13 protein-coding genes are annotated in these 12,357 nt (G+C 38.7%); 11 read left to right on the top strand and 2 right to left on the bottom strand.

Annotated features, from left to right (window positions below; all coding sequences use genetic code 11):
• Positions 1 to 43: 43 nt before the first annotated feature.
• The 9 genes from ABID56_RS02265 to ABID56_RS02225 all read left to right on the top strand — a co-directional run bounded on the left by ABID56_RS02265 (position 44) and on the right by ABID56_RS02225 (position 8,873).
• Positions 44 to 943 carry a D-alanyl-D-alanine carboxypeptidase family protein gene (locus tag ABID56_RS02265; RefSeq protein ID WP_354218899.1) on the top strand — a complete coding sequence of 300 codons (900 nt, stop codon included), beginning with the start codon at positions 44 to 46 and terminating at the stop codon, positions 941 to 943.
• On the top strand, positions 943 to 1,536 hold the full coding sequence (locus ABID56_RS02260; RefSeq protein ID WP_354218898.1) for a nucleoside recognition domain-containing protein: 594 nt from the start codon (positions 943 to 945) through the stop codon (positions 1,534 to 1,536). The genes ABID56_RS02265 and ABID56_RS02260 overlap by 1 nt, the downstream gene beginning before the upstream one ends.
• Positions 1,533 to 2,060: a spore maturation protein gene (locus tag ABID56_RS02255; RefSeq protein ID WP_354218896.1), complete on the top strand. Its 528-nt coding sequence runs from the start codon at positions 1,533 to 1,535 to the stop codon at positions 2,058 to 2,060. Before ABID56_RS02260 ends, ABID56_RS02255 begins: the two co-directional genes overlap by 4 nt.
• Positions 2,061 to 2,142: 82 nt before the next feature.
• Positions 2,143 to 2,886, top strand: coding sequence for a pseudouridine synthase (locus ABID56_RS02250; protein WP_354218895.1), 744 nt, complete (start codon positions 2,143 to 2,145; stop codon positions 2,884 to 2,886).
• A gap of 66 nt (positions 2,887 to 2,952) precedes the next feature.
• A complete protein-coding gene (gene resA / locus ABID56_RS02245; protein ID WP_354218893.1) occupies positions 2,953 to 3,489 on the top strand; it encodes a thiol-disulfide oxidoreductase ResA in 537 nt (178 codons plus the stop codon).
• A gap of 23 nt (positions 3,490 to 3,512) precedes the next feature.
• A complete protein-coding gene (gene resB, locus ABID56_RS02240; protein WP_354218892.1) occupies positions 3,513 to 5,144 on the top strand; it encodes a cytochrome c biogenesis protein ResB in 1,632 nt (543 codons plus the stop codon).
• Positions 5,145 to 5,172: 28 nt separating this feature from the next.
• Entirely contained in the window at positions 5,173 to 6,363 is a 1,191-nt protein-coding gene (ccsB, locus tag ABID56_RS02235; RefSeq protein ID WP_354218891.1) for a c-type cytochrome biogenesis protein CcsB, read from the top strand.
• A 27-nt stretch (positions 6,364 to 6,390) separates the two neighbouring features.
• A complete protein-coding gene (locus ABID56_RS02230; protein ID WP_354218889.1) occupies positions 6,391 to 7,107 on the top strand; it encodes a response regulator transcription factor in 717 nt (238 codons plus the stop codon).
• The gene (locus ABID56_RS02225; protein WP_377946538.1) at positions 7,107 to 8,873 is read left to right on the top strand and encodes an ATP-binding protein; all 1,767 of its coding nucleotides are present in this window, start codon (positions 7,107 to 7,109) and stop codon (positions 8,871 to 8,873) included. Before ABID56_RS02230 ends, ABID56_RS02225 begins: the two co-directional genes overlap by 1 nt.
• Before the next feature lie 56 nt (positions 8,874 to 8,929).
• Here the strand turns inward: ABID56_RS02225 and ABID56_RS02220 are convergent, their stop codons facing one another.
• Together ABID56_RS02220 and ABID56_RS02215 are read right to left on the bottom strand one after the other, a co-directional pair.
• Positions 8,930 to 9,427, bottom strand: a complete 498-nt coding sequence (locus ABID56_RS02220; protein WP_354218993.1) for an inorganic diphosphatase — start codon at positions 9,425 to 9,427, stop codon at positions 8,930 to 8,932.
• A gap of 87 nt (positions 9,428 to 9,514) precedes the next feature.
• Positions 9,515 to 9,751 carry a ferredoxin gene (locus tag ABID56_RS02215; protein WP_354218887.1) on the bottom strand — a complete coding sequence of 79 codons (237 nt, stop codon included), beginning with the start codon at positions 9,749 to 9,751 and terminating at the stop codon, positions 9,515 to 9,517.
• 118 nt (positions 9,752 to 9,869) lie between these two features.
• Here ABID56_RS02215 and ABID56_RS02210 point away from each other — a divergent pair, with 118 nt between their 5' ends.
• Both ABID56_RS02210 and ABID56_RS02205 read left to right on the top strand, forming a co-directional pair.
• On the top strand, positions 9,870 to 10,919 hold the full coding sequence (locus ABID56_RS02210; protein ID WP_354218886.1) for a YpbB family protein: 1,050 nt from the start codon (positions 9,870 to 9,872) through the stop codon (positions 10,917 to 10,919).
• Positions 10,912 to 12,351 (top strand): RecQ family ATP-dependent DNA helicase, encoded by a 1,440-nt coding sequence (locus tag ABID56_RS02205; protein ID WP_354218885.1) that lies wholly within the window; start codon positions 10,912 to 10,914, stop codon positions 12,349 to 12,351. Before ABID56_RS02210 ends, ABID56_RS02205 begins: the two co-directional genes overlap by 8 nt.
• Positions 12,352 to 12,357: the final 6 nt, after the last annotated feature.

Genomic DNA, 12,357 nt, shown 5'->3' with positions numbered 1-12,357 from the left:
ATAGTCTTGTAATGGAATTTGAGTAACTGTAAGGAGATGGACCATGAATCGAGCTGTGTTTGTTATTATTGTGTGTTTAGTGTTAAGTAGCATGACAATGCCCATTCATGCAACCCCTGTTGTGTCAGCTCAAAGTGCAATAGTCATGGATATGGAAACAGGTGAAGTTCTTTATGAAAAAAACGGCTATCAGTCTAAACCAATTGCAAGTATTACTAAAATCATGACAGCTATTGTAGCCATCGAGCACGGAGAGTTGGATGCATCAGTTTCAATATCTACTAATGCCGCTAATACGCACGGTTCATCTATTTATGCTGATGCAGGTGATCACTATCCGTTAAAAGATTTGTTGTACGGTTTGATGTTACGTTCAGGTAACGATGCGGCCGTTGCGATTGCTGAACATATTGCGGGAAGTGAAAAAGGTTTTGTTTGGCTAATGAACGAAAAAGCGGAATGGTTAGGGATGAACGACAGTCAATTTCAAAACCCGCACGGACTAGATGAAGAACATCATTATGCGAGTGCACATGATATGGCAATACTGACGCAATATGCGATGACGAGTAATTCAGTTTTTCGGGACATTTTCGGAACTAAACAATATCTTTCTAGTCAAGAAGATTATCCATGGCATAATAAGAATAAATTGTTAATGACATATGACGATGTCTGCACAGGGGGTAAGACAGGATATACAAGTACAGCCGGGCGAACGTTAGTCACGACAGCTGAAGAAGATGGTAAAGAATTAGTCGTTGTAACCATTGATGCGAAGCAGGATTGGCAAGATCACCGTCAGCTTTACCAACATGGTTTTAACCAAATAGTAGACAGGCCTGAAATACCTATTTCATTTATATCTGCTTCAGTAGATGAAACACCGTCATATTGGTCAACAGTGTCACGTCTCTTTCATGTCTTACAAGGTGGTACGTGATGGTTAATTTGATTTGGGTTGGGCTAGCAGTAATCGGCATTGTTTATGCGATGACCCATGGGACAGTCGATCAAGTAAACGAAGTTATTTTTGAAAGTGCTGATGATGCGGTTGGATTAACCATTAGCTTGATGAGTGTGCTAGTGTTTTGGCTAGGTATAATGCGAATAGCAGAAGAATCTGGTTTATTAAATAAACTAAGCGAACTATTTAAACCCTTATTTAAGCGGTTGTTTCCAGAAATACCGAGTGATCATCCAGCTATGGGTTATATCTTATCGAATGTATCAGCGAACTTGTTCGGTTTAGGTAATGCTGCCACACCATTAGGCATCAAAGCCATGCATGAAATGAAACAGCTTAATCACGGGAGTGAAGAAGCTTCAAGATCAATGATTACGTTTTTAGCGATTAATACGTCGAGTGTGACCTTAGTACCGACGACTATGATTGCGATACGAATGCGCTACGATTCGATAGGACCGACTGACATTGTGTTGACGACGATTCTTGCCACACTCGTGTCATCTGTTGGCGCTATTTTAGTCGATCGTTATTTTTATTATCGGCGTAAGAGGAGAAATGGATTATGATTATGCAATTCAGTAGTTATATTATCCCGATCATCGTGTTGCTTGTCTTAGTTTATGGCACTTATCAAAAAGTACCAACTTACGAAACATTTGTCGAAGGGGGTAAAGAAGGGGTGAGAATGGCCATTTCTTTACTTCCTTTTTTATTAGGTATGATCGTTTCGATTAGTATTTTTCGAGCATCAGGTGCGTTAGATGCGTTCGTTGGTATAATCACACCTGCTCTTACATTTTTCCATATCCCACCAGAAATTGTCCCGCAAGCATTAACGAGGCCGATCTCAGGGACAGCATCGTTAAGTATGGCAACCGACATTATTCAAACTGAGGGTCCTGATTCATTTATTGGACGTTTAGCTTCGACAATGCAAGGAAGTACAGATACTACCTTATATGTTTTAACGGTATATTTTGGAGCGGTCGGAATTAAAAAAATGGGGGACGCGTTAAAAGTTGGACTTATAGCAGATGTGATTGGTATAATAGCATCGTTAACCGTATGTTACTTAATATTTGGGTCATAATGCAAGTAGTTAAGCGTTAACCGTAGTGTTAGCGCTTTTGTTATGCCATAATATAATTAATGAAATTAAAAGGGTGTTTAATATGAGTGGACAAAAAGAACGATTACAAAAGGTTATAGCTAATAGTGGGGTCACATCAAGACGTAAAGCAGAAGCAATGATTGAAGCTGGAAGAGTGAAGGTGAACAATCAAGTCGTAACGGAATTAGGAACAAAAGTAAGTAAGCAAGACAGTGTCGCCGTTGATGATGTTGTAATAGAAAAAGAACAACCAGTCTATTACGTCATCAACAAACCACGCCAAACGTTATCGTCAGTAGAAGATGATAAAGGTCGTCAAGTCGTGACAGATTTATTATCAGCTGACATTGAACAACGATTGTATCCCGTTGGCCGATTAGACTACGACACAACGGGGGTTTTATTGCTTACGAATGACGGTGAGTTAACGAATAAACTGATCCATCCGAAATATGGTGTCGATAAAGTCTATGTCGCTAAAGTGAAAGGGATTATGGACAAAAACGACGTCACGCAGTTAAAAAAAGGTGTGACGAATGATGGTGAGCGATTAAAAGCGGTTAAAGCACGCTTGGTCGAAGTTGATAAACGAAAAGGATCGTCGAAAGTCGAACTCGTTTTACACCAAGGTAAGAACCGCCAAGTTAAGCGAATGTTTGAGTCATTAGGTTATCAAGTGGAGAAATTAAGACGTGAGCGTTTTGGTTCACTAACATTAGGTAAGTTACAACCAGGTGAATACCGAGAACTAACCCCTCATGAAGTGAAACAATTGGCTGATTTGACGCAACAAAATGTTAAATAATGTTCAAACATGACATCGAGACGTTAATTTTAACCATGATACAATGGCAGTATTGGAGGGTTATCGGTGCATAAAAAGAAAAAACGACTTATTTATAGAAGTATAGTTTTAGCAATATTAACAGGAACACTAGTTTTTGTCTTAATTGTTAATTTTAATTCGCAACGCCCTGAACTAGAAGAAGGCGAAACTGCGCCGAATTTTAAATTAGACCGTCTTGACCAACCTGGTGAAACAATTGAATTAAACGATTTACGAGGACAAGGCGTTATGATCAACTTTTGGGCAACGTATTGTGAACCGTGCAAAAAAGAAATGCCTTATATGGATCAATTGTATCAAGAATACAAAGATAAAGGGATAGAAATCGTCGCTGTGAGTGTTGACCGAAATGAATCGGTTATTAACAACTTTTATAACAGCTTAGATTTATCTTTTCCGAGTACGATAGACCGTCAAGAAACGGTGATGGAAGTGTATGAAGTCGTTAATTTACCAGCGTCGTTTTTTGTGAGACCAGATGGAACGATTGAACGAATTGTTCGCGGTCCGGTAACATTAGAAGACTTAGAAAGTTATTTTCAAGAAATATTACCTCAGTAAGGTTGAAAGCGCGAGGGGTTTAAATGGCTAATCAAACAATTCGATGCGAATGTGGACACGAAAATAAAGAAGGAACTGTACTATGTGAAGCCTGCGGGAAACCCATTGAAGGTAATCAGCATATAGACGGTAACGACGAGAAACAAGTTTTAGAAATGCGCTATGAAGGTAGTGCACGTCGTTCTAAAACGTATAAACGAACATTAGTTGATAAAATTTGGGGATTTTTCTCTTCTGTTAAAGTGGGCGTGTGGCTTATTGCCATTACGCTGATTTTTTCAGCATTAGGAACGATTTACCCGCAAGAGGCTTTTATGAATTCGCCATTACCACCTTCTGTTTTTTATGAACAAGAGTATGGCATTACAGGACAGATTTTTTATCAACTTGGATTTCATAATATGTATGGATCATGGTGGTATATCACATTAGTCGCCTTAATAGGTATATCGATTATTATTGCTAGTATTGACCGTTATATTCCGCTTCGACGGGCACTCAAAAACCAAAACACGAAACGTCATGAAGTATTTGTCAGACGTCAACGCTTAGTGAGCCTTAATAATGAATTAACAGATGACGATGTTGCAACCCTTAAGCAAAATCTTAAGAAACAACGCTATAACGTGTCAGAAGAAGATGGCCACATCATGGCTGAGAAAAATCGCTTCTCCAGGTGGGGAGCGTACGTTAATCACATCGGTCTTATCATCATATTAATTGCATCTATTTTCCGTATGTTTGATGTGATGCATGTCGACGATTATGTATGGGTGCGAGAAGGTGAGACAACGGCGATATCAGGGACAAACCAAGAATATTATGTGCGTAATAATGAATTTATTTATGAAGTATACGATCCAGAAACAGAAGAACGGTTTAAGCGTGCATTAGAAGACGTTGAAAATCCAGTGCCTAAAAACTTTCAAACGAATGTGACGGTGTTTGAAGTAACAAATGATCCAGTCCTAGGGCAAGAACCTGAGTTAGAACAAGTGACCCAGGGAGAAATTCGGTTAAATCAACCGGTAACATTTAATGGTTACTCACTTTATCAAGCAGGCTCGCAAATTGAAACTGAATACAATGCCATCTCGTTTAACTTGCAGCAAAATGGTGAGTCATTAGGGCAATTCACCTTTGATACTGACGAAGCACCAACAGAGTTTAACTTAGATGAAAGTGATACGACAATCACCGTTGATCGTTGGTTCCCAGAACTTGAGTTTACCGATGAAGGGCCATCGTCATTTTCAAAGTTTCCGAGAAATCCTGGGATTATCTTTTCTATCAATCATCCCAATCTTGACCAGGCTGAGCGCTATTTTTATTTACAAGAAGAAGTAATAGCGTTAAGTGAAGACAATCAACTCTCACTCAACGTTACGAATATTGAAAAGCGATCGGCTTCAGGTTTGACAGTGAAAAAAGATAACACCTTACCACTGTTTGGTTTAGGTGCTGGTATATTTATGATTGGTGTACTTCAAGGATTGTATTGGTATCACCGTCGTATATGGATACATCCGAATGATGGCGTTTATCACATTGGTGTCCATACGAATAAAAACTGGTACGGGATGAACCAAGAACTCGAAAAAATTACAAAGGGCACGAATGTCAATACGTTTGAAGACCAGCAAGAAATGACGTAAGACATCGTACACCTTAGGAGGATTTTTCATGGATTTTTATGAATTAAGTAGTTTGTTTTTGAATATGACATTCTTTCTTTACTTAATTGCGACGGCTTTCTTCGGACTAACCCTTGGTAAAAACCGTGATGACCATCGTGGTTCTAAAATTACGAAATGGGCGATGGCGTTTACCATCATTGGTTTTACGTCTCAACTAACATCATTTATTTTCCGTTGGTTGGAAGCTGGCCATATCCCAGTTAGTAACATGTTCGAATATATTTATTTCTTCGGCATGATGCTAATTGGTGCGTTTGTTGCGATTTATTTCTTATATGGTATCCCAGCTTTAGGGCTTATTGCGTTACCTGTGTCGTTAGTTGTCATAGGGTATGGTAGTATGTTCCCGCAAGAGGTATCACCATTAGTCCCATCGTTACAGTCGAATTGGTTATACATTCATGTGACGACAGTAGCCACGGCACAAGCGATTTTATCGATCAGTTTTATTGCAGGTTTATTATTTTTAATTAAGCGTGTTGATCAATCGACTAAGAGTAAAGAGACCTTATTTCTCGAGTTAATTATGTTTGGTGTGATGTCAACACTTGCTTATATTATATTATCGACGAGTTTCGGGGCGATGGATTATGAAGCGGTATTCAATAAACAAGTGGACGGTCAGACAGTGGAAGTCGACTACCAAATGCCAGCTTTATTCCAACCGAGTGATTCTGAATTAATAACAGATAATCGTTTCAATTCGGGAATCGAAGCACCAGGCTGGATGCAAGGTGTCGATGCAGGCATTAAACTAAACACATTAACATTGTCTCTAGCTTTAGGTGGTCTAATGTACGGCTTATTTAGACTTCTATTAAAAGGTCGCCGTATATCCGCTTTATTACAAGATAAATTTGATAAAATTAAACCAGATGTTGTCGATGATATTATGTACCGAGCGATTGCGATTGGTTTTCCGCTTTTCACATTAGGAGGACTAATCTTCGCAGCGATTTGGGCGCAGGAAGCATGGGGCCGCTTCTGGGGTTGGGACCCGAAAGAAGTTTGGGCGCTCGTGACATGGCTATTTTACGCTGTGTTCTTGCACCTACGACTGACTCGTGGTTGGCATGGTAAAAAGTCTGCTTGGTTAGCGGTCATAGGGTTTGCGATTATTATGTTTAACCTTATCATCATTAACCTCGTAATCTCAGGCTTACACTCGTATGCTTAATCATCGATCACAAAGGAGATGTTTAATATGTCAGAAGAAGCGAATATTTTAGTAGTGGACGATGAAGAACGCATCCGTCGTCTGTTGAAGTTATATCTTGACCGCGAAGGGTATCAAATTGACGAAGCAGTTGATGGTGATGAAGCATTAGATAAAGCATTAGCGACGGATTATGATGTCATTTTGCTTGATTTAATGCTACCTGGAAAAGATGGCGTCGATGTTTGTGCACAATTAAGAGAACAGAAAGCAACACCAGTCATTATGCTAACCGCTAAAGGTGAAGAATCTAATCGTGTACACGGTTTCGAGGTTGGCGCGGACGATTATATTGTTAAACCGTTCAGCCCTCGCGAAGTTGTGTTACGTGTGAAAGCCTTATTAAGACGAGCATCAGCAACGAAGTATCTCGAAACAAAACCAGATACACAGAACGTGCTCGTGTTTCCGCATCTCACGATCGATAAAGATGCTCACAGAGTATTAGCAGACAATATTGAAGTTAGTTTAACACCGAAAGAGTATGAGTTACTTCTCTACTTAGCAAACGCACCAGATAAAGTGTTTGACCGTGAAGAGTTGCTAAAAGAAGTGTGGGAATACGAATTTTTCGGCGATTTAAGAACAGTCGATACTCATGTGAAACGTCTGCGTGAGAAATTAAATAAAGTGTCTGAAGATGCGGCGAAAATGATCGTCACCGTTTGGGGCGTCGGCTATAAGTTTGAGGTTATGGAAACGTAATGTTCTGGAAAAGTGTTGTTTTTAAGCTATGGATAACCATCATTCTACTTGTGGCATTTGTCTTGATGATCTTAACGGTCTTACTATTAGAGTTTTTTGAGAACTTCTATATAGAAGACGCTGAAATGAATCTCTTAAATCAAGCGGAGAGCGTCCAATCATTAGTCGAGAGTTATCAGGAAGAAGATGTAGGGATTGATACGGTGAATCAATTGATGGATTCATCAACGCGTGTGACTATATTTTTCGATGAACATGATTATTGGCAAAACGAACCGACTCAAGGCCAAGAGCTAGCGATTGAACCGAGTTGGTTTATCGCTCAATCCGATATAAATCAATCATTGTCTCAAGATGAACAAATTCGTGAAATCACGACTTTGCCGAACTCTGAAGAAGATATTATTATTGTTGGTGTGCCAACGCATGATGAAGAAGGCGCGATTTATGTTTATCAATCGTTAAACGTTGTTGAAGAAACAACTGATCAAACGACTGATATTATTTTATTATCCGCAACGATTGCGATTGTTTTAACAACAATATTCGCCTTTTTCTTATCAACGCGTATCACAGCGCCACTGATTAGAATGCGTAAAGCAGCTTCAGAATTAGCGAAGGGTGAATTCCATACGAAAGTTCCCGTACTGACGTATGATGAGGTCGGTGAATTGGCCAATTCATTTAATTTGATGCGTCGTCAACTAAATTACCATATTACAGCTTTAAACCAGGAAAAATCTCAATTATCAAGTATTCTTAAATCGATGGCTGATGGAGTCATTACTGTTAATAAACAATTTGACGTATTAATTATTAATCCACCAGCGGAACAGTTTTTGGAACAATTGAAATACGAAAATGATTTATCAAATGATCACCTACCACATCTTGTGACTGATCATTTTAATCATGTATTGAATAGTGAACAAGAACAATCTACTGAGTTAACGGTCCAAGGACGTTCGTATGTTTTAGTGATGACGCCACTTTATGATGATGCTGTCGTTGTCGGTGTTGTCGCGATTATTCGGGACATGACGGAAGAACGACAACTCGATAAACTGCGTAAAGATTTCTTAGCGAATGTGTCGCATGAATTAAGAACGCCTATTTCGATGATGCAAGGTTATTCTGAAGCGATTGTTGATGATGTGGCTGAATCGAAAGAGGAAAAACAAGAATTGGCACAAATCATTTATGATGAGTCTTTACGAATGAATCGACTCGTCAATGAGTTGCTAGATTTAGCACGGATGGAAGCGGGTCATATTCAGTTAAATCGTGAATGGATTGAGATTAAACCATTTGTCAATCGAATTATGAATAAATTTATGACATTGGCTGATGATCAACAGATTCAATTTGAGGCTAATATCGATCTAGATCATGAAACAGCACCATTTGACCCAGACCGAATTGAACAAGTACTTACAAACCTTATTGATAATGCGTTTAGGCACACGGCTGAAGAAGGTATGATTACCGTTTCGGTTTGGGAACAAGAGCGTGAAATGGTTGTAGAAGTTGTAGATGATGGTATTGGTATTGCTGAAGAAGATTTACCGTTCGTATTTGAGCGATTTTATAAGAGTGATAAAGCTCGGACGAGACATCAATCGAAAAAAGGAACAGGTCTTGGTTTATCTATCGCGAAACATATTGTCGAATCACACGGCGGTACTATTATCGCGCGTAGTAAATACCAAGAAGGAACAGCCTTTAGTTTTACACTTCCACTTACAATGGATGAATCATATAAATAATAAAAACGGACCCACAATGAATCATATTGTGGGTCCGTTTGATTAGTATAGTTTATTTAGTTATCATTTTGATAACGATCTAAACAATCGACGATGAGTTGTCTTGCAGCTTCGACACCTTCATACTCACCAATTTTCGTTTCTTTTCCTTGTAAGTCTTTATACGTTTCAAAGAAATGCGCAATCTCGTCCAATTTAGCTTGTGGTAAATCATCTAACGTATTAACATCTTTAAAACGAGGATCTTCTGTTGGAACGGCAATCAGTTTTTCATCCTCATCGCCATCATCAATCATATTTAAGAAACCGAGTACTTTAGATTCGATGACACACCCTGGAAATGTAGGGTTTGTTGTGATAACAAGAGCGTCTAACGGGTCTCCATCTAATGCTAATGTTTCATCGATATAACCGTACTCTGCAGGATAGAATTGTGAAGAGAATAACACACGGTCTAGTTTAAAAACCCCTTTTTCTTTATCGTACTCATACTTGTTTTGACTTCCTGTCGGGATTTCGACAAAGACGTCAATAATTTTATTGTTTGCCACAATATTGCCTCCTTATGTTCAAGTTCATTGATTATTATACCAATCTTTGAATGGTAAGAAAAGAAAGATTGACAAAGGTTTCTTGCAAATTCATGAACTAGATGAGAAAGGTTGGTCAGATTCTTTTATTGATTCAGTCGGACAACCTTCTATCGCATCTTCAAAGTCGTCTATTAAATCATCAGGGATAGGTGTGCTTCCTTCATTGTTATCTAATTTATAATAAGCGATACCTTCTATATCATAATCAAACAGCTCAGGCGCACTTGTTCCACAGGCACCACAAGCAATGCATGTATCGGGGTCAACTTTTGTAAATTTGGGCATATTATTCGTTCCTCCGTTGTCTAGACATGCTATAATAAATAATGTCTATGTTTATTTTATCGGCATGAATAATGTGTTGCAAATGATAGTCGCTAGTAACGATAAAGGGGTAAGACACATGACGTTTGAAGAATGGTTGTTGTTAAAGCTTAAACACATTGAAGGGGAAAGAACCCCAAGATCGGTCTATCATATTTTGCGTGGCAAAAAATCAGCGCAAACATTTCAAGATAGTCAGTTATTTTCGTTATCACCTTATATGAATGTGTTACCTAAGTTAAAGCTTACGACATTCGACGAAGCAATTGATACTTTGTGCAACACGGGCTATATCGATCGTCAAAGCTCACTCGTTTTATTGACTGACAAAGGCCGTGACTTTTGTCATCAACTTCAAGAACCGTTTGTTTTGAATGGAACGCGATATGGTGTTTTGACACATCCGTTTGTGTCTAAATTACATTTATTAGTCCAATCCGTTTCGAATTTAGCGCACAATCATTCGCAATTTATTCCTATTGTAAATGATGAAGATAGTCAAAAAGAGGTTAAATTGTTATTTCATCAAAAGCATTTATTACAAGACCAAGGTGAGTCTTTGTTTCGTGAGTTAGAACAATTATGTTTATCATTACCGAGCTATCAAGCAGACCTCGTGTTACAAACATTTTCAGGTTATGATCAAATAGGCTTAAGTTATCAACAATTAGCTGAACGTCAACATAAAGACGCAGTCATGATTGAATTATATATGATGTCTGCATTTCATCAATGGATGGACGTGATCGAAAATGAACCAGGTCAATTCCCGATATGTCACCGATTAATGCCGGCAGTTGAGAATGTTCATTTAACTCAATCAGCTGTTAAGACACGACAGTTATATAATAAAGGTCTCACAATGGATGCGATTATAAATCATCGACAATTAAAACGAAGCACGATTGAAGACCATATTGTCGAAATAGCCATGAAGGATACGACGTTTTCTATTCGTCCATTCATCACATATGATCAAGAACAAACGATTCGTAACGTCTTACAAAATGAAACGTCGATGCGATTAAAACGTATTAAAGATCAATTAACTGATGAGATCACATACTTTCATATTCGTTTGGTGCTAGCAAAAGTCGGTCAAAAGGAGGAGGCGAACATACATGGCTGATGTTAACCTTGATAAGGCTTTAAAGCATTATTTCGGATTTGATTCCTTTCGTATTGGGCAAGAGGAAATTATTGAATCCATAATGGACGGTGAACACACACTTGCAACCCTGCCAACTGGTAGTGGCAAGTCCGTTACATACCAATTACCTGCTTTTGTAACAGAGGGTTTAACGATAGTTGTCTCTCCTTTAATATCATTAATGATTGATCAAGTGAAATGGTTGAAAGCGAAAGGTATTAAACGTGTTGCGTCTTTAACAAGTATGCATACAATAGAGCAAAAAAACAAAATCTTAACTCGTTTATCGCAGTATAAGCTACTCTATTGCTCGCCAGAAATGTTACAGCAGGACCATGTGATGAGTTGTTTAAAACAACAACAAGTGTCGTACTTCGTTATTGATGAGGCGCACTGCTTATCACAATGGGGACATGAATTCAGAACTGACTATTTAAAATTAAATCACGTGTTTCATGCATTAAATGAGCCAACGATATTAGCATTAAGTGCAACAGCAACCGATGCTGTTCAACGGGATATTATTGACCATTTTAATACGTCGTTTCAAGCGTACATATATCCGATTGATCGTCCGAATATTATCTTATCATCCGTTCAAGTCGAAACAATGGATGAAAAGCACGATGAACTGAGAACTATTTTGGCTAAACGACAAGTACCAACGATGATATATTTTTCTAGCAGACAAAAGAGCGAAGACGTTTGCCATATGTTACAACAACAGTTCCCAGACCGGTCGATTGCTTATTATCACGGAGGTATGACGTCAGAGGAACGGCTGTTAATTCAGCAACAATTTATGTATGATCAGCTTGATATTATTTGTTGTACAAGCGCATTTGGAATGGGCGTTGATAAGGCAAATATCCGATTAGTCATTCATTATCATATGCCATCTGATATAGAGTCATTTATTCAAGAAATAGGTCGAGCTGGCCGAGACGGAGAGACGAGCTTATCGTGCTTATTATATCAGAGAGGTGATGAATCGTTGCCGTTTCAACTCATTGGTCAGGAATTACCTGATGATGATATGATCGCTCGGTTTCTAGCAGATGACCCAACAATCGATGATCACTTAACAGAAACGCAACATCGATTTTTAAATAAACAAATAGAAGAAAAACGTGACGAGAAACAAATGGCTGATCGGATTCGTCAAACACGTGATCAACGATTGGTCAAGAAAAGACAAAGCGTCATGGCTGTTTTGCAATGGGTTCATACAGAGGCATGTCGGAGAGAATCGTTGTACAACATGTTTCAGACAAATATTCAAGAACCAACGGAAGCTTGTTGTGATCATTGTGATTTTACATTTGACACGTGGAAACCCCGCCACCAGACAGATGTGCCAATCGAAACAGCATGGCAGCGTCGTTTGAACGCGTTATTTAATAGAGGGTGAAGTTGT

Source organism: Alkalibacillus flavidus (genome assembly GCF_040545925.1).
Classification (GTDB): Bacteria; Bacillota; Bacilli; order Bacillales; family Alkalibacillaceae; genus Alkalibacillus; species Alkalibacillus flavidus.
Note: the sequence above shows the minus strand (reverse complement) of the source record. Positions and strands in the feature narration are given on the sequence as shown.

Bases quoted from the DNA above. Each gene is read 5' to 3' on its own strand.
- ABID56_RS02265 (WP_354218899.1), top strand. From the start codon at position 44: ATGAATCGAGCTGTGTTTGTTATTATTGTGTGTTTAGTGTTAAGTAGC.
- ABID56_RS02260 (WP_354218898.1), top strand. From the start codon at position 943: ATGGTTAATTTGATTTGGGTTGGGCTAGCAGTAATCGGCATTGTTTAT.
- ABID56_RS02255 (WP_354218896.1), top strand. From the start codon at position 1,533: ATGATTATGCAATTCAGTAGTTATATTATCCCGATCATCGTGTTGCTT.
- ABID56_RS02250 (WP_354218895.1), top strand. From the start codon at position 2,143: ATGAGTGGACAAAAAGAACGATTACAAAAGGTTATAGCTAATAGTGGG.
- resB (WP_354218892.1), top strand. From the start codon at position 3,513: ATGGCTAATCAAACAATTCGATGCGAATGTGGACACGAAAATAAAGAA.
- ccsB (WP_354218891.1), top strand. From the start codon at position 5,173: ATGGATTTTTATGAATTAAGTAGTTTGTTTTTGAATATGACATTCTTT.
- ABID56_RS02230 (WP_354218889.1), top strand. From the start codon at position 6,391: ATGTCAGAAGAAGCGAATATTTTAGTAGTGGACGATGAAGAACGCATC.
- ABID56_RS02225 (WP_377946538.1), top strand. From the start codon at position 7,107: ATGTTCTGGAAAAGTGTTGTTTTTAAGCTATGGATAACCATCATTCTA.
- ABID56_RS02215 (WP_354218887.1), bottom strand. From the start codon at position 9,751: ATGCCCAAATTTACAAAAGTTGACCCCGATACATGCATTGCTTGTGGT.
- ABID56_RS02210 (WP_354218886.1), top strand. From the start codon at position 9,870: ATGACGTTTGAAGAATGGTTGTTGTTAAAGCTTAAACACATTGAAGGG.
- ABID56_RS02205 (WP_354218885.1), top strand. From the start codon at position 10,912: ATGGCTGATGTTAACCTTGATAAGGCTTTAAAGCATTATTTCGGATTT.